The organism is Isoptericola sp. BMS4 (assembly GCF_011634835.1).
Lineage (GTDB): Bacteria > Actinomycetota > Actinomycetes > Actinomycetales > Cellulomonadaceae > Isoptericola.
This window is the reverse complement of sequence record NZ_SIRP01000001.1, coordinates 3,135,879-3,151,076: the sequence shown is the minus strand read 5'-3', so window position 1 is coordinate 3,151,076 and position 15,198 is coordinate 3,135,879. Positions and strand designations below refer to the sequence as shown.

Sequence of the window (15,198 nt, the reverse complement as noted above, 5' to 3'; positions counted from 1 at the left end):
GCGATGTCCGCCGACGCCACCCCCGAGTCCACCACCAGCCCGGTCCCCGCCGTCCCCGAGGGCGGTGGCGCGCCGCGCAGGACGCGCGTCGCCGTGCTGTTCGGGGGCCGGTCGGGCGAGCACGCCGTCTCCGCCGCGACCGCGGCCGGGGTGCTGCGCGCGATCGACCGCGACCGCTACGACGTGATCCCCGTCGGCATCACCCGCGAGGGCCGGTGGGTGCTCGCGGCGGACGACCCGGAGCGCTGGCAGATCACCGACGGGCACCTGCCCGAGGTCACGGCCGAGTCGGGCGCCGAGGTGGTCCTCTCCCTGGCCCGGGGCGAGCGGTCGCTGCGGGTGCTCGAGCCCGGGCAGGTGCCGGCCGTCCTCGGTGACGTCGACGTCGTCTTCCCCGTGCTGCACGGGCCCTTCGGCGAGGACGGGACCGTGCAGGGTCTGCTCGAGCTCGCCGACGTCCACTACGTGGGCGCGGGCGTGCTGGCCTCGGCGGTCGGCATGGACAAGCACTTCATGAAGCTGGTGCTCGCGGGGGAGGGCCTGGCCGTCGGGCCGTACACCGTGATCCGCCCCGGAGCCTGGGAGCGGGACCGCGAGGCCGTGCTGGCCGCCGTCAAGCCCCTCGGCCTGCCGCTGTTCGTCAAGCCCGCGCGGGCCGGGTCGTCGCTCGGCATCACCCGGGTCGACGACCTCGTCGACCTGCCGGCCGCGGTCGCGGCCGCCCAGCGGCACGACCCCAAGGTGATCGTGGAGGCCGGGATCGAGGGCCGCGAGATCGAGTGCGCCGTGCTCGGCGGACGCGACGGCGGCGCCCCCCGGGCGTCCCTGCCGGGCGAGATCGTCGTCGACCACGACAGCCACACGTTCTACGACTTCGAGGCCAAGTACCTCGACGAGGAGCACGTGGACCTGCGCTGCCCGGCCGACCTGCCCGAGCACGTCGTCGCGGAGGTCCGGGCGGCGGCGGTGCGCACCTTCGAGGCGGTCGAGGCCGAGGGGCTGTCCCGGGTGGACGTCTTCGTCACGCCCGACGAGCGCGTGATCGTCAACGAGATCAACACGATGCCCGGGTTCACCCCGTTCTCGATGTACCCGCGCATGTGGGAGGCCTCGGGCATGACGTACCCCGAGCTGGTGGACGAGCTCGTGCAGCTCGCCCTGCGACGCCCGACCGGCCTGCGCTGAGCGGCCTGCGCCGAGCGTGGGCCGGTCGGGCGCCGGTCAGGCCCGCGGCACGACGAGGTCGCCCACCGGGCCGGGCGCGTAGGCCACCTCCCACATGAACCCGTCCGGGTCGGTGAAGTACCCGGAGTAGCCGCCCCACTCGCGCTGCGTCGCGTCGGACACCGTGGGGGCGCCCGCCCGGCGGGCGTCCGCGAGCACGGCATCGACCTGCTCCGGGGCCCCGACGTTGTGGGCGAGCGTCACCGGGGGAGTGCCGCCGCGGGTCACCGGGCCGATCTCCTCGAGCGCCGCCGCCTCGTCCCACAGGGACAGCAGCAGGTGCTCTCCGACCCGCAGCATCAGCACCTCCTCGGCCACGTCCATGAAGGGCTCCCAGCCCAGCCCGTCGCGGTAGAAGCGCCGCGTGGCGGCGAGGTCGGCGACGACGAGGGTGACGAGGCTCAGGCGCTGATCCATGCCGGGAGCCTGCCACGGGCTACTGACACGGGGCCGAGGGCACCGTGTCGGCGGGTCAGGAGCAGGTGGCGGTGGGTTCGACGGTGCCGACGGCCTGTCCCAGGTCCGCGATGAAAGACGTGGAGTGGTCGGCCGTCACGGCGGGCGGCACGACGACCTCGACCGCCGGGTCGCGCCCGTACGACGCGAACCGCCACGTGCCGTCCTCCGAGGCCTGGACGATCCAGTCCACCGAGCCCTTCGGGCCCTCCACGGACTGGCAGTCCGCCGACGGGCCGGGAGGGGTGACGCCGCAGCGCAGCGTGACCGCGGCGCCGGGCTCGCCCCACGCGGCGGTCGCCTGCGCGTTGGTCTTCGCCCGGTCCAGGTCGCCCGCGAGCGTGTCGGGCAGCGCGAGCATCACCGGGGCGCAGTCGGGGTTCGCCGCGTCCGGAGCCGGCGAGGCGCCGATCATCGGGGTGCACGCGGCCAGCGGCACGACGGCGAGCGCGCCGAGCGCGGCGGCCGCGGCACGGCGGGAGAGGGGGCGTCCGAGCACGTGACCACGGTACCCGCCGGGCGGGCGAGGAAGACCGCTTAGGGTCGTGCCCGTGACCGACGCCACCGACGCGCCCGGCGCGAGCGCGCCGCTCGTGCGCGACCTGTCCGAGACCGCCCTCCTTGCCCGGGTGTTCCCGCTGCTGCCTGCGGGATCGGCGACCCTGCTGGGTCCCGGCGACGACGCGGCCGTCGTGGCGGCCCCGGACGGCCGGTTCGTGGTGACGACCGACGTGCTCGTCGAGGACAGGCACTTCCGCCGCCGCTGGTCGACCGGGTACGACGTCGGGGCGCGCGCGGCCGTGCAGAACCTCGCCGACGTGGCCGCGATGGGGGCGGTGCCGACCTCGCTCGTGGTCTCCCTGGTCGTGCCGGGGGACCTGCCCGTCGACTGGGTCACCGGCCTGGCGCGCGGCCTGGCCGACGCGTGCGCCCCCGTCGGCGCGGCGGTCGTCGGGGGCGACCTGTCCGGCGGGGACGCGGTGGTCGTCGCGGTGACGGCGCACGGCGACCTGTCCGGCCGGGACCCGGTCCTGCGCTCGGGTGCGCGGCCGGGCGACGTCGTCGCCCACGCGGGGGTGCTCGGGCGGTCGGCGGCGGGGCTGGCGCTCCTGCAGGGCGGCGTCGGGGGCGGTGCCGCAGAGGGCGCCGGGCCCGAGGGCGCGGGCGGACCCGGCGGCGCGGCCGAGCGGTGCGTCGCCGGCTACCTGCGTCCCCGGGCGCCGCTCGCCGCCGGGCCCGCGGCGGCCGACGCCGGGGCGACCGCGATGCTCGACGTCTCCGACGGGCTGCTGCGGGACGCGGGCCGTGTGGCGGCCGCGAGCGGTGTCGTGGTGGACCTGGAGGCCGGAGCACTGGCCGCGGCGGCCGCGGACGTCGCGCCCGCCGCCCGCCTGCTGGGGCTCGGCGACGACGCCGCGCTCGCGTGGGTGCTGAGCGGCGGGGAGGACCACGGGCTGCTCGCCACGTTCCCCGCGGGGACGGAGCTGCCGGCCGGGTTCCGGCGTCTCGGGCGGGTACGCGAGTCGGCGGCCGACGGGCCGCGGGCCACCGTCGACGGCGCCGTGCCTTCTCTCCGGCCCGGCTGGGACCACTTCGAGAGGTAGCGGGCCGTCGGCCGGGCGGCGTCAGCCGCGGCGGAAGCGCACCTCGGTGACCGGGACGTCGGCGATGTCGTCGATGCGCTCGATGCCGTCGGGGTGGAAGCCGTGCCGGCGGTAGAAGTGGTGGGCGCGGTCGTTCTGCGCGAGCACCCACAGCGACATCGGGACGTCGTCGGGGACGTCGGCCAGGACCGTCCGCATCAGCTCGCGGGCGACGCCGCGGCCCCAGGCCTCCGGGTCGAGGTAGATGGCGTACAGCTCCAGGTCGCCGTCCTCGGCGTCCTCGTCCCGGCAGGGTCCGTAGCTGGCGAATCCGAGCAGCCGGCCGTCGCCCTCGGCGACCAGCGTCGTGGCGCTGCCCTCGGCCAGGATCCGCTGCCACTCCGCGACCCGGTCGGCGGCGTCGAGGCTGTCGAGGTACTCGGCCGGCAGCACGGACGCGTACGCGCCCTTCCAGGAGATCAGGTGCACCCGCGCGATGCTCGCCGCGTCGTCGGCGGCGGCGGGCCGGATCACCACTTCACTGTCGGTCTGCACGCTCATCTGACCAGCCTGCCACGCGGGTACCCCGTCGGCCAACATGTATTGGTGAACGCTTCAAGAATTCTTTGCGCTGGTCGTCGTCGGGCCGCCGGACGACCCGCCCGTGCGCAGCACGACGCCCGCCGGGCGGGCCCGGCGGGCGTCGTGCGAACGTCGAGACGGCGGTGCGGCCCAGGCTCACGCCTGTGCTGTCGAGGCGTGAGCCTGCCGGTTCTGCTGCGGGCGGATGCCTCGTTCCTCGGCCCCCACCCGTCGCGTCACCTCGGGCTCACGCCTGGCGCGTGACCTTGCCCGCCTTGAGGCACGAGGTGCAGACGTTGACCCGCTTGGGGGTGCCTGCGACCACGGCGCGCACGCGCTGGATGTTGGGGTTCCAACGGCGCTTCGTGCGGATGTGGGAGTGCGAGATGCTGTGCCCGAAGCCCGGGCCCTTGCCGCAGACGTCGCAGTTGGCAGCCACGGTGTCTCCTGAATCGTCGTGCACGTCCCGCGCCAGGGCAGCAGGACGTGAGGTCGGTGGTCTGGGGGAGCCCGGACCGGCCGGGCAACCACACGAGGATAGCCGATGCGAGCGGTGCCCCTCAACGTGGGTCCGGTCACCGCCCCCCGCCGCTACCGTGGGGGCGTGGATCAGCCCGAGCTTCTCGCCGCGCCCGTCGTGCGTTCGTGGCTCCGCACCGCCGCCGACGCCCTCGCCGCGGCGCGCGGCGAGCTGGACGGGGTCAACGTCTTCCCCGTGGCCGACGGGGACACCGGCACCAACATGTACCTCACCACCCGGGAGGCGGCGTCCGCGGTCCGCGACGCCCCCGCCGACGCCGGCGGGGCGCGGCTGCTGCGGCTGGCGGCGCGGTCCGCGCTGCTCGGCGCCCGGGGCAACTCGGGGGTGATCCTCAGCGAGTGGCTCCGCGGCCTGACCGTGGCCGCGACGCGGGGGGACTCGCTCGGGCTCGCCCTGGACGTCGCCGCCCGCTCCGCGCGCCAGGCCGTCGCCCACCCGGTTCCCGGCACGATCCTCACCGCCGCGGACTCCGCCGCCGCGTCCGCGCGGCATGTCGAGGCCGGGGGGATGGTGGGGCCGCTGGGCGCACCCGCCCGCCTGTCGGTGCTCGACGCCGCGCGCCGCGGGGCGCGCGAGGCCGCGCTCCGCAGCGTCGGGACGCTCGCCGCCCTGCGCGCCGCCGGCGTCCTCGACGCCGGGGCCTGCGGGCTCGTGCTCGTCCTCGGCTCGCTCGCCGCGGCGCAGCGGGAGGTGGACGCCGGGCACGACGAGCGGCCGGACGCCGTGTCGGAGGCGGGCGGCAGCATGGCGCCCGTGCTGCTGGACATGGACCTGCGGGGGTACGCCGAGCCCGCGGACGCCGCCCCCGCCGACGCGGGCACGGACGCGGACGCCCGGCCCGAGGAGGCGGCGGCCGACGACGTCGAGCTGATGTTCGTGCTGGAGCGGTCGGCCACCGCGGTCGGCTTCCGCCCGGGCGCGGTGGCCGACGCCCTGCGCGCCGACCTCGACGACGTCGGCAGCTCCGTGGTGGTCGTCGGCGGCGGCGAGACCGCGGACACCACGGACACCACGGGACACGAGGAGACGGACGAGGGCACCGGCGGGTCGGGCACGGAGCCCGGGGCGGCGCGGCCCGCCACCCAGGAGTCCCTCTGGCAGGCGCATGTGCACACCGCGGACCTCGACGCGGCGCTGGGCGTGGCCCGGCGGTGGGTCTCGCGCGGGGCCGTGTCCCGGGTGTCGGTGCGCCACCTGGCCGTCCCGCCCGAGCGGTGGACGGTCGTGGTGACGACGGGCGCGCCGGCGCTCGCCGCCGAGCTCGCCCGCGCCGGGGCCGTCGTGGTGCTCGACCTGGACGTGCCCCCGACCGCCGACGACCTCGCCGCGGCGGCGCTCGGCGCCGGCACGCCGCACGTGCTCGTGCTCGCGCCCGACCGGCTCCTCGCGGGGATGCCCGCCCTCGTCGCCGCGGCCGCCGACCCCGGCGGCTCCCCGCCGCCGGAGATCGTCACGGTCCCGGCGCCGAGCGACGCCCACATCGTGTCCGGGATGTCCGCGCTGGCGGCGGCGCTGGACGACGCCCGCGCGGACGACGGCACCGTCGACGTGCCGGCGGCCGTGCGCGAGGTCGTGACCGGGCTGCGTGTCGGCGCGGGGCCCGCGGTCGCGGTGGGCGCCATCGTCAAGCGGCTCGTGGCGGGCTCGCCCACCGCCATCGTGACCCTCCTGCCCGACGAGGCCGTGCCCGAGGCCACGGTGCAGATGCTGGCGGCGCGTGCCGAGGCCGTCTCGGGCGGCGCGGACGTCGTCGTGATGCGCACCGGGAGGCCGGGGGACCGCGTCGGGATCGGCGTCGAGCCGCTCGTCGAGGGCGAGGCCCCCGGCACCCCGGAGGGGGTGGTCCCGTGACCGCGCGCCTCACCGAGCCGCTGACGACCACCCTCGGCAAGCGCGCCGCCGGCCCGCTGGCCGCGATGGGGATCGTCACGGTGGACGACCTGCTGCGGCACTACCCGCGGCGGTACTCCGAGCCCGGCCGGCTCACCGACATGGAGCAGCTGCAGCTCGGCGAGCACGTGACCGTGATGGCGCGCGTGCAGAGCGCGACCGTGCGGCAGATGCGCTCGCGCGGCGGCGCGCTGCTGCAGGCCACGGTCACCGACGGGCACGGCCAGCTCGCCCTGACCTTCTTCGCCAAGCGCGCCGGCGCGCTGCGCCCGCACGAGGACCGGCTGCGGCCGGGCCGGTCGGGGCTCTTCACCGGCGTGGTCTCCGAGTACCGGGGCCGGCGCCAGCTGACCCACCCGGACTACGTCCTGGTGGGCGTGCACGCGGACGACGACGAGGAGGCCATGATCGAGGCCTCCCGGCCCATCCCGATCTACCCGGCGACGGCGTCCGTGCCGACCTGGCGGATCCAGCGCGCCGTGCGCACCGTGCTCGACCCGCTCACCGCGGCCGACGTCCCCGACCCCGTCCCCGAGGAGGTCCGTGCGCGCCTCGGGCTGGGCTCCCGCCTGGACGCCCTGCGGGCCGTGCACGTGCCGGGCACGGACACGGACTGGCAGGAGGGCAGGCGCCGCCTGCGCTTCGAGGAGGCGTTCGTACTCCAGTCGGTGCTCGCGCAGCGCCGTGCCCGCGTCAGCACCGAGGCGGCGACCGCCCGGCCCCCGCGGGGCGACGACGAGGCGAGCCTGCTCGCCGACTTCGACGCGGCGCTGCCGTTCACCCTCACGCAGGGGCAGCGCTCCGTCGGCGAGGAGATCGCCGCCGAGCTGGCGCGGCCGCGGCCCATGCAGCGGCTGCTGCAGGGCGAGGTCGGCTCCGGCAAGACCGTGGTCGCGCTGCGGGCCATGCTCCAGGTCGTCGACGCCGGCGGGCAGGCCGCGCTGCTCGCCCCGACCGAGGTGCTGGCCGCGCAGCACGCCCGCTCCCTGCGCCGGATGCTGGGCCCGCTCGCCGAGGGCGGGCTCCTCGGCGGCGCGGCGAACGGCACCCGTGTGGCCCTGCTGACGGGCTCGCAGCCCGCGGCCGCGCGCAAGGAGTCCCTGCTGGCCGCGGCGAGCGGCGAGGCCGGGATCGTCGTGGGCACCCACGCCCTGCTCGGCGACCAGGTGCAGTTCGCCGACCTCGGTCTCGTCGTCGTGGACGAGCAGCACCGGTTCGGCGTCGAGCAGCGCGACGCGCTGCGGGCCAAGGCGCGCAGCGCCCCGCACCTGCTCGTCATGACCGCCACCCCGATCCCGCGCACGGTCGCGATGACCGTCTTCGGCGACCTCGAGACCTCGACGCTGTCCGAGGTGCCGGCGGGCCGGTCCGGCATCACCTCCCACGTGGTCCCCGCCGACAACCCCCGCTGGATCGAGCGGGTCTGGGACCGCGTGCGCGAGGAGGTGGACGCCGGCCGGCGCGCCTACGTGGTCTGCCCTCGCATCCACCCGGACGACGAGGGCGGGGCCGGGGCGAAGGGCACGGGCGACGGCGACTTCGACGAGGTGCCCGAGTTCCTCGACGTCGCCGGGCCCGACGCCGGCGACGAGCGGGCGCCCCTGCGGGCCGTGCTCGAGGTCGCCGAGTCGCTGCGGGAGCTGCCCCGGCTCGACGGCGTGGAGATCGGCGTGCTGCACGGGCAGATGGCGCCCGCCGACAAGGACGAGGCGATGGCGCGCTTCGCCTCGGGTGCCGCGCCCGTGCTGGTGTCCACGACCGTGGTCGAGGTGGGCGTCGACGTGCCGCAGGCCACCGTGATGGTGATCTTCGACGCCGACAGGTTCGGCGTCTCCCAGCTGCACCAGCTCCGCGGCCGGGTCGGCCGTGGAGCCGACCCGGGCCTGTGCCTCCTGGTGTCGACCGCGCGCCCGGGGACGCCGGCCGCGGCGCGCGTCGAGGCGCTCGCACGCACCACCGACGGCTTCGAGCTCGCGGCCCTCGACCTGGAGCTGCGCTCCGAGGGCGACGTGCTCGGTGCCGCGCAGTCGGGCAGGTCGAGCTCGCTGCGGCTGCTGCGGGTCGTCGCCGACGCCGACCTCATCGCCGACGCGCGCACCGAGGCGACCGCCGTCGTGGCGGCCGACCCCGACCTCACGGACCACCCGGAGCTCGCAGGGGCGATCGCGGAGCAGCTCGACGAGGAGCAGGAGGAGTTCCTCGAGCGCGCGTGACGGGTGACCTATCCTCGACGGTCGTGAGGGCTGAGCCATGACCAGGATCGTCGCCGGGTCGGTCGGCGGCCGCGGCATCGCCGTGCCGCCGTCGGGCACCCGGCCCACGAGCGAGCGGGTGCGCGAGGCGGTGTTCTCCCGCCTCGAACACTACGGCGTCGTGGACGGCGCGCGCGTGCTGGACCTGTTCGCCGGGTCCGGGGCGCTGGGCATCGAGGCCGCCAGCCGCGGCGCGGCCGAGGTCGTGCTCGTCGACGCCGCCCGCCGGGCCGCCGACGTGGCGCGCCGCAACGTGGCGGACCTGGGGCTCGGGCGGACCGTACGGGTGCTGGCGGAGCCCGCGGAGCGGTGCACCGGGCGGCTCGCGGCCGAGGCGGAGGCCGGCACGCTCGCCGGACCCTTCGACCTGGTGCTGCTCGACCCGCCCTACGACCTGCCCGGCGCCACCCTGGACCGGATCCTGGCCGACCTCGCGACCCCGGGCGTCCTCGCGCGCGACGCCGTGATCGCCGTCGAGCGGGCGACCCGCAGCGGCGAGCCCGCCTGGCCCACGGGGCTCGCTCCCATCGCGACCAAGACGTACGGCGGCACGGCGGTGCACTTCGCGGAGCCCGCGGGCCGGCCCTGAGCGCGGCGGCGCGGTTGCGGCCGTCCCCGGGGCGCCTCGGACGTATCGCCGCCGGGCCGGGTACCGTCGGCGACGTGAGCACCGCCGTCTGCCCCGGGTCCTTCGACCCGATCACCCTCGGTCACCTCGACGTCGTGCGCCGCGCGCGCCGCATGTTCGACGACGTGGTGGTCGGGGTCGCCCGCAACGCCGCCAAGAACGCCTTGCTGCCGCCGGAACGCCGCGTGGACCTCGTCCGCGCCGCCCTGGACGCCGACCCGGAGACGGCCGACGTCCGCGTGGCCGAGGTCCCCGGGCTGCTCGTGGACTTCTGCCGCGACGTCGGCGCCGTCGCGGTCGTGAAGGGGCTGCGGGGCGGGGCGGACTTCGACGCCGAGCTGCCGATGGCACTGATGAACCGGCACCTGACAGGAGGGGCGACGGGGGTCGAGACCGTCTTCGTCCCCGGCGACCCGGGGTACGCCCACGTCGCGTCGTCGCTGGTCAAGGACGTGGCACGGTTCGGCGGGCCGATCGACGACCTGGTCCCGGCCGGCGTCGCGGACGCGGTGCACGCAGCACTGGCACGGTGAAGGAGCAGAGCATGGACGACACGACCGCGACGACAGGGGACGGGCAGGGCACGCCGGCGGGGGAGAACCCGACCGCCGGGCTGCTGGAGATCCTCGACGACCTGGCGGCACTCGTCGAGAACGCGAGGTCGGGTCCGCTGTCGACCAATGTCAAGATCGACCGGGAGCAGGCGCTCGGCCTGGTGGACGAGCTGCGCGACGCCCTGCCCACGCAGGTGGCGCGCGCGGACGAGGTGCTCGCCGCCGCGGAGAGCACCCTCGCCACGGCGCACCGCAAGGCGGAGGAGATCGTCGCCACCGCCCGGGCGCGGGCCATCGAGCTGGTGCAGACCGAGCAGGTGGTGGTGCAGGCGGAGTCCCGGGCCGCGGAGATCGTGGCCGACGCCGAGCGCCGGGCTGCCGCGCTGCGCACCGACGCGGACGAGTACTGCGACCGGCGGCTGGCGGACTTCCAGCACGACCTGGACGCGCTCGGCGCGCAGGTGGCCGCGGGTCGGGAGAAGCTCGCGGGACGGCTGGAGCAGGGCGCCGCGCCGCGCGTCCGCTGGGACGCGGTGCGCGACCCGGACTGGCCGCAGGAGAGCCCGGCCTGACCACTGCCCGGCGCCGACGGCGTCCCTGCCTGAGAGGTGGGTCACGCCAGGGCCCGGTGCACGGCGCCCGGGTGATGTCGTAGACTGAGCCGCTGGTCCGCTTCGGGCCGTCCACCTGATCTCCCACCCCTGAACGCGCCCGTCATTGGAGTCTGCCATCAGTACCGAGAAGCGCTCGCCGCTCGTGCTCGACACGCACGAGCTCTCGCGGCGTCCCGGCACGATGTCCGAGGTCTCGCGCGTCGTGCCGGCCCCGGCGGACCTCGGCACGGCGGTCATCGGCATCCCCGAGGGCGGCGACCTCACGCTGGGCCTGCGCCTGGAGGCGGTCATGGAGGGCGTGCTCGTGACGGGCGTCGTGCGCGGCACGGCGGTCGGCGAGTGCGTCCGGTGCCTCGACGAGGTGACCGAGCAGGTGACCGTCCGGGTGCAGGAGCTGTTCGCCTACCCCGAGCGGGTCGAGGCGGCCGAGGAGTCGGGCGACGAGGACGCGGAGGAGGAGTCGGTGCTGGTCGACGACCAGGCCGACATCGAGCCCGCGGTTCGGGATTCGCTCGTCACTGCACTACCATTTCAACCGCTGTGCCGCGAGGACTGCCCCGGCCTGTGCTCCGAGTGCGGTGCACGGCTCGAGGACGACCCCGAGCACCATCACGACGTCGTCGACCCCCGTTGGTCGGCGCTGCAGACCATGCTCGAGCAGTCGAGCGTGTCCGACGAGACGAAAGAGAGCTGACCGTGGCTGTTCCCAAGCGCAAGATGTCGCGCAGCAACACCCGTGCGCGTCGCTCGCAGTGGAAGACCACCGCGGCGACCCTCACCACGTGCCCCAGCTGCAAGGGGCAGAAGCTGTCCCACGCGGCGTGCCCCACCTGCGGCACCTACAAGGGCCGCCAGTACGCCGAGGCGCTGCGCACCGAGCACGCGGGCTGACATGCCTGCGAACGGCACCCGGGAACGTCCGGAGCCGGCCGCTCTTCTCGAGAAGCTCGGGGTCCATCTGGACCCCGAGCTTCTCGTCCTCGCGCTGACGCACCGGTCGTTCGCGCACGAGGCCGGGGGCATCCCCACCAACGAGCGGCTCGAGTTCCTCGGGGACACCGTGCTCGGCCTGGTCGTGACGGAGGCGCTCTACCGGCGCCACCCCGACCTGCCCGAGGGCGAGCTGGCGAAGATGCGCGCCGCGACCGTGTCGCAGCGTGCGTTGGCCGCCGTCGCGCGGCGCCTCGACCTGGGCGGCTACGTGCTGCTCGGCAAGGGCGAGATGCGCACCCGCGGCTTCGACAAGGACTCGATCCTGTCGGACACCGTGGAGGCGCTCATCGGGGCCACGTACCTGTCGCACGGCCTGGAGCCGGCGCGCGAGCTGGTGCACCGCCTCGTGGACACGACGCTGGAGCACGCGGCCGACCTCGGCGCGGGCCTCGACTGGAAGACGTCCCTGCAGGAGGTCGTCGCCGAGCGCGGGTTCGCCGCACCCGTCTACGAGGTGACGGGCGAGGGCCCGGAGCACGCCCGGGTCTTCCATGCGCAGGTCTCGGCGGGCCCGGTGCTCGGCCTGGGCTCCGGCACGGCGAAGAAGCACGCCGAGCAGGCCGCGGCCGAGCAGGCCTACCGCGCGCTGAAGGACCTCCCGGCGGTGCCGGCGCGGGCCGAGGGCGCGGGTGCCTGAGCTCCCCGAGGTCGAGACCGTCCGTGACGGGCTGGACCGCCTCGTGGTGGGCGCCGTCGTGCGCGACGTCGAGGTGTTCCGCGACTACTCGGTACGGCGGCACGAGGGCGGCCCGGCGGGCTTCGCCGACCAGCTGCGCGGCCGGCGGCTGACCGCCGCCGCCCGCCGCGGCAAGTACCTGTGGCTGCCCGTGGGCGAGGACGCCGCCCTGCTCGCGCACCTCGGGATGTCGGGCCAGCTCCTGGTGCGCGACCCGGCCGTGGCGGGGGAGTGGGCGCACCCGCACCTGCGGGCCCGGCTGCACCTCGACGACAGCCCGTCCGGCGCGCGCTTCCTCGACTTCGTCGACCAGCGCACGTTCGGCCACCTGTCCGTCGTGGACCTGGTCCCCACGCCCGACGGCGCTCCGGGAGGCCGCGGCAGCGATCTCGCCGCCGTGCCCGAGCCGGTGGCGCACGTCGGCCGCGACCCGCTCGACCCCGCCTTCGACGCCGACGCGGCGGTCGCGACCGTCCGGCGGCGCCGCACCGGGATCAAGCGGGCGCTGCTCGACCAGACGATCGCCTCCGGCATCGGGAACATCTACGCCGACGAGGCGCTGTGGCGCGCCCGTGTGCACTACGCCCGCGCGACGGACACCATGACGCGTCCGGTCGTGCGCCGCGTGCTCGATGCCGCCTCCGAGGTCATGTCCGAGGCGCTCACACAGGGCGGCACGAGCTTCGACGCCCTGTACGTCAACGTCAACGGCGAGTCCGGATTTTTTGCCCGGAGCCTTGTCTCATATGGGCGGGATGGCCGTCCTTGCAAACGTTGCGGCACGTCCATCGTACGCGAACGGTTCATGAACCGCTCGAGCTACTTTTGCCCGGTCTGCCAGCGAAAACGCTAGGTCGACTCGGTCGTTGCGGCTGTCGAGCGTGCGACGCTCCGTTGGCGGGGAGAAGGTCGCGTTCGAGACCTCGGCGGAGTCCTGTTCGACTCCTCGTCCCGTTGACGTTGACATGTTGAACGATGGAGGGGTCGGGATGCGCGACGGCGAAGCGAGGTGGATAGTGCCCGACGCGATGGAGATCATGTCGAACCCCATCGCGTTGTCCGCGGATCGCGGCAGGGTCGCGGGAATCGTCGGTTGCCCCGACCGTCGTCGGCCAGCGCGAGGCCGTCGACGCGCTCCTCGTCGCGGCGGCCGGCGGGCACCACATGCTGATATCGGGGCCGCCGGACATACACCCTTAAACGAAGTCATGTGTGAGCGTCCGAGCCGAAGGCTGCCGGCGGGAGGCGACAGCGCGAGGCCCAAGGTCCTCGGTCACATCTGTGGCGTGGTCATGGGTCTGATCCGTGCCGCGCCGTACCATCGGCGTCGAATGTCAGTGGTGCTCGATAGCGTGATGACGAGCACAGATGCGACCCCCCGGCGTCGCAGCTCGAGCCGATGAGGAGAGCCAGGCATGGCTGAGAACAAGGTTGTATTCGTCGCGTTCGCGATGGAGGACGAGCGACAGAGGGATTTCCTGAAGGGGCAGTCGCTCGGCCCTCGCGCGCCGTACGAGTTCATCGACATGTCAGTAAAGGAGCCGTACGACTCCGGCTGGAAGGACAGGGTCCGCACGCGCATCCGGCGCTCCCACGGAGTGATCGCCCTCGTCAGCAGCAGCTCGCTGGACTCCGAGGGCCAGAAGTGGGAGATCCAGTGTGCGAAGGACGAGGGAAAGCCGCTCCTCGGGATCTGGGCGTACTCCGATGACCGCACCTTTCTCGCGGGGGTCCGGACCGTGCCGTGGAGCGATGCCAACATCTCCGGCTTCATCGACTCCCTCTGAAGGGCACCGCGATGCGCAAGGCCCTCGTCGTCGGTATCGACCACTACGACAGGATCGGCTCCCTCAGCGGTGCTGTGAGCGACGCGTACAGCGTCAAGAACGTGCTCGACCGCCATGCTGACGGCACTCTCAACTTCGCGCAGCCGCGGGTGCTGGTCGGTACCGGTCCGCACGCCACTGTGACCCGCGCGGATCTGCGCGGGGCTGTCGAAGAGCTGTTCAAGGACGACGCGGATGTCTCGCTGTTCTACTTCGCGGGGCACGGTTACATCGACGGGGTCGGTGGGTACTTGTGCGCGAGCGATAGCGCCGACGGGCACGACGGGCTGTCGCTGTCGGAGGTCATGGCGTTCGCCAATCGTTCTCCTGCGAAGAACAAGGTGATCATCCTCGACAGCTGCCACGGTGGCGTGGCAGGGGACAACCCGGCAGGGAAGAACATCGCTGAGATCAAGGAGGGCGTCACGCTCCTCACGGCGTCCACGGCGGATCAGTACGCCATGGAGAGCGGTGGATCGGGCGTCTTCACCCGCTTGCTCGTGGACGCACTGAATGGCGCGGCCAGCAACCTTGTCGGCGAGGTGACGCCCGGCAGCGTCTATGCGCACATCGACCAGTCGCTCGGACCGTGGGCACAGCGGCCTGTCTTCAAGACGAACGTGAAGAAGTTCGTCTCGCTCCGGACGGCGGACGCTCCGATTGAGTTGGAGGATCTGCGGAAGCTCACGACGTTGTTCGAGCAGCCCACGACGGAGCTCCAGCTTGATCCCGCCTACGAGCCTGAGCGCTCCGGTCGCGAGCCGGACTCGACTCCGGTTCCAGATCCCGCGAAGAATGCCGACTTTGCCGTGCTGCAGGCGCTGGTGAAGGTGAACCTCGTCCGCCCGGTCGACGCCCCGCACATGTGGCACGCGGCGATGGAATCGAAGTCTTGCGAACTGACAGCGCTCGGCCAGCACTACTGGTCTCTTGTGAAGCAGGACCTGATCTGATGCGTTCCCACGACGAGATCCGTGAGGTGCTAGAGAGTGCGCGGGCAGTCGACCGGCTCGCTGCGATCGAGCATGAACGATGGGCGCATTGGCAGCGGTACGTCCACGACCAGTGCGAGCGGAGGGAGGACGGGGCTCTTGTGGTGCCCGCTGAGCTCGCCCAGCGTTGGGAGACCCAGATGTCGACGCCGTACGACGAGCTGTCCGACGAGGAGCAGGAGAGCGACCGGGAGCAGGTGCGCAAGTACTTGCCCACCATCCTCGATCTGCTGAGGTGACGCGGCCTCACTCCTGATCTGCGCGGTCCGGTGATGGAGTCGGCGCTGTCCCGCCCCGCACAACGACCGCGGGATGAACTTTCTCACCCTAGACGCCTCAATCTGCTCCGTGGTCCACCACCCGATGTAACGTTCGTGATACATTGAA

At 74.3% G+C, this 15,198-nt stretch carries 18 protein-coding genes; 14 read left to right on the top strand and 4 right to left on the bottom strand.

The features are described 5' to 3' along the window. Positions 1 to 3 precede the first annotated feature (3 nt). Complete coding sequence (locus EYB28_RS14295) at positions 4 to 1,185, top strand: D-alanine--D-alanine ligase family protein (protein ID WP_166849149.1); 1,182 nt, start codon at positions 4 to 6, stop codon at positions 1,183 to 1,185. A gap of 36 nt (positions 1,186 to 1,221) precedes the next feature. Here the strand turns inward: EYB28_RS14295 and EYB28_RS14290 are convergent, their stop codons facing one another. Then, complete coding sequence (locus EYB28_RS14290) at positions 1,222 to 1,641, bottom strand: VOC family protein (RefSeq protein ID WP_166849147.1); 420 nt, start codon at positions 1,639 to 1,641, stop codon at positions 1,222 to 1,224. Positions 1,642 to 1,696: 55 nt separating this feature from the next. Next, positions 1,697 to 2,179 carry a DUF3515 family protein gene (locus EYB28_RS14285; RefSeq protein ID WP_240930569.1) on the bottom strand — a complete coding sequence of 161 codons (483 nt, stop codon included), beginning with the start codon at positions 2,177 to 2,179 and terminating at the stop codon, positions 1,697 to 1,699. Positions 2,180 to 2,231: 52 nt separating this feature from the next. Between EYB28_RS14285 and EYB28_RS14280 the strand changes: the two genes are divergently transcribed. Next, positions 2,232 to 3,284, top strand: a complete 1,053-nt coding sequence (locus tag EYB28_RS14280) for a thiamine-phosphate kinase (protein ID WP_166849145.1) — start codon at positions 2,232 to 2,234, stop codon at positions 3,282 to 3,284. Between the two features lie 21 nt (positions 3,285 to 3,305). On the opposite strand, the gene EYB28_RS14275 is transcribed toward EYB28_RS14280, so the two are convergent. Next, positions 3,306 to 3,824: a GNAT family N-acetyltransferase gene (locus EYB28_RS14275; protein ID WP_166849143.1), complete on the bottom strand. Its 519-nt coding sequence runs from the start codon at positions 3,822 to 3,824 to the stop codon at positions 3,306 to 3,308. A 268-nt stretch (positions 3,825 to 4,092) separates the two neighbouring features. Continuing rightward, complete coding sequence (gene rpmB, locus EYB28_RS14270) at positions 4,093 to 4,284, bottom strand: 50S ribosomal protein L28 (protein WP_069984843.1); 192 nt, start codon at positions 4,282 to 4,284, stop codon at positions 4,093 to 4,095. Between the two features lie 165 nt (positions 4,285 to 4,449). Between rpmB and EYB28_RS14265 the strand changes: the two genes are divergently transcribed. The 12 genes from EYB28_RS14265 to EYB28_RS14210 all read left to right on the top strand — a co-directional run bounded on the left by EYB28_RS14265 (position 4,450) and on the right by EYB28_RS14210 (position 14,772). Then, complete coding sequence (locus EYB28_RS14265) at positions 4,450 to 6,237, top strand: DAK2 domain-containing protein (RefSeq protein ID WP_240930568.1); 1,788 nt, start codon at positions 4,450 to 4,452, stop codon at positions 6,235 to 6,237. Further along, complete coding sequence (locus tag EYB28_RS14260; RefSeq protein ID WP_240930567.1) at positions 6,234 to 8,489, top strand: ATP-dependent DNA helicase RecG; 2,256 nt, start codon at positions 6,234 to 6,236, stop codon at positions 8,487 to 8,489. The genes EYB28_RS14265 and EYB28_RS14260 overlap by 4 nt, the downstream gene beginning before the upstream one ends. Positions 8,490 to 8,526: 37 nt before the next feature. Continuing rightward, complete coding sequence (gene rsmD / locus EYB28_RS14255; protein WP_166849139.1) at positions 8,527 to 9,117, top strand: 16S rRNA (guanine(966)-N(2))-methyltransferase RsmD; 591 nt, start codon at positions 8,527 to 8,529, stop codon at positions 9,115 to 9,117. 74 nt (positions 9,118 to 9,191) lie between these two features. Continuing rightward, the gene (gene coaD, locus EYB28_RS14250; protein WP_166849136.1) at positions 9,192 to 9,689 is read left to right on the top strand and encodes a pantetheine-phosphate adenylyltransferase; all 498 of its coding nucleotides are present in this window, start codon (positions 9,192 to 9,194) and stop codon (positions 9,687 to 9,689) included. Between the two features lie 11 nt (positions 9,690 to 9,700). Next, positions 9,701 to 10,282 carry an ATP synthase F0 subunit B gene (locus tag EYB28_RS14245; RefSeq protein WP_166849134.1) on the top strand — a complete coding sequence of 194 codons (582 nt, stop codon included), beginning with the start codon at positions 9,701 to 9,703 and terminating at the stop codon, positions 10,280 to 10,282. 184 nt (positions 10,283 to 10,466) lie between these two features. Next, positions 10,467 to 11,018 (top strand): DUF177 domain-containing protein, encoded by a 552-nt coding sequence (locus tag EYB28_RS14240; protein WP_205710926.1) that lies wholly within the window; start codon positions 10,467 to 10,469, stop codon positions 11,016 to 11,018. A 2-nt stretch (positions 11,019 to 11,020) separates the two neighbouring features. Continuing rightward, on the top strand, positions 11,021 to 11,215 hold the full coding sequence (gene rpmF, locus EYB28_RS14235) for a 50S ribosomal protein L32 (RefSeq protein ID WP_166849132.1): 195 nt from the start codon (positions 11,021 to 11,023) through the stop codon (positions 11,213 to 11,215). A gap of 1 nt (position 11,216) precedes the next feature. After that, the gene (gene rnc / locus EYB28_RS14230; RefSeq protein WP_166849129.1) at positions 11,217 to 11,954 is read left to right on the top strand and encodes a ribonuclease III; all 738 of its coding nucleotides are present in this window, start codon (positions 11,217 to 11,219) and stop codon (positions 11,952 to 11,954) included. Continuing rightward, the gene (gene mutM / locus EYB28_RS14225) at positions 11,947 to 12,846 is read left to right on the top strand and encodes a bifunctional DNA-formamidopyrimidine glycosylase/DNA-(apurinic or apyrimidinic site) lyase (protein ID WP_166849126.1); all 900 of its coding nucleotides are present in this window, start codon (positions 11,947 to 11,949) and stop codon (positions 12,844 to 12,846) included. The genes rnc and mutM overlap by 8 nt, the downstream gene beginning before the upstream one ends. A gap of 212 nt (positions 12,847 to 13,058) precedes the next feature. Next, entirely contained in the window at positions 13,059 to 13,193 is a 135-nt protein-coding gene (locus EYB28_RS20545) for an ATP-binding protein (RefSeq protein ID WP_304599262.1), read from the top strand. Positions 13,194 to 13,408: 215 nt separating this feature from the next. After that, positions 13,409 to 13,780 carry a TIR domain-containing protein gene (locus tag EYB28_RS14215; protein WP_166849123.1) on the top strand — a complete coding sequence of 124 codons (372 nt, stop codon included), beginning with the start codon at positions 13,409 to 13,411 and terminating at the stop codon, positions 13,778 to 13,780. An 11-nt stretch (positions 13,781 to 13,791) separates the two neighbouring features. Further along, positions 13,792 to 14,772 (top strand): caspase family protein, encoded by a 981-nt coding sequence (locus EYB28_RS14210; protein ID WP_166849120.1) that lies wholly within the window; start codon positions 13,792 to 13,794, stop codon positions 14,770 to 14,772. The last annotated feature ends 426 nt before the right edge of the window (positions 14,773 to 15,198 follow it).

Excerpts from the sequence above, each read along its gene's own strand:
- EYB28_RS14295 (WP_166849149.1), top strand. The coding sequence starts at position 4 with ATGTCCGCCGACGCCACCCCCGAGTCCACCACCAGCCCGGTCCCCGCC.
- EYB28_RS14290 (WP_166849147.1), bottom strand. The coding sequence starts at position 1,641 with ATGGATCAGCGCCTGAGCCTCGTCACCCTCGTCGTCGCCGACCTCGCC.
- EYB28_RS14275 (WP_166849143.1), bottom strand. The coding sequence starts at position 3,824 with ATGAGCGTGCAGACCGACAGTGAAGTGGTGATCCGGCCCGCCGCCGCC.
- rsmD (WP_166849139.1), top strand. The coding sequence starts at position 8,527 with ATGACCAGGATCGTCGCCGGGTCGGTCGGCGGCCGCGGCATCGCCGTG.
- EYB28_RS14245 (WP_166849134.1), top strand. The coding sequence starts at position 9,701 with ATGGACGACACGACCGCGACGACAGGGGACGGGCAGGGCACGCCGGCG.
- rnc (WP_166849129.1), top strand. The coding sequence starts at position 11,217 with ATGCCTGCGAACGGCACCCGGGAACGTCCGGAGCCGGCCGCTCTTCTC.
- EYB28_RS14215 (WP_166849123.1), top strand. The coding sequence starts at position 13,409 with ATGGCTGAGAACAAGGTTGTATTCGTCGCGTTCGCGATGGAGGACGAG.
- EYB28_RS14210 (WP_166849120.1), top strand. The coding sequence starts at position 13,792 with ATGCGCAAGGCCCTCGTCGTCGGTATCGACCACTACGACAGGATCGGC.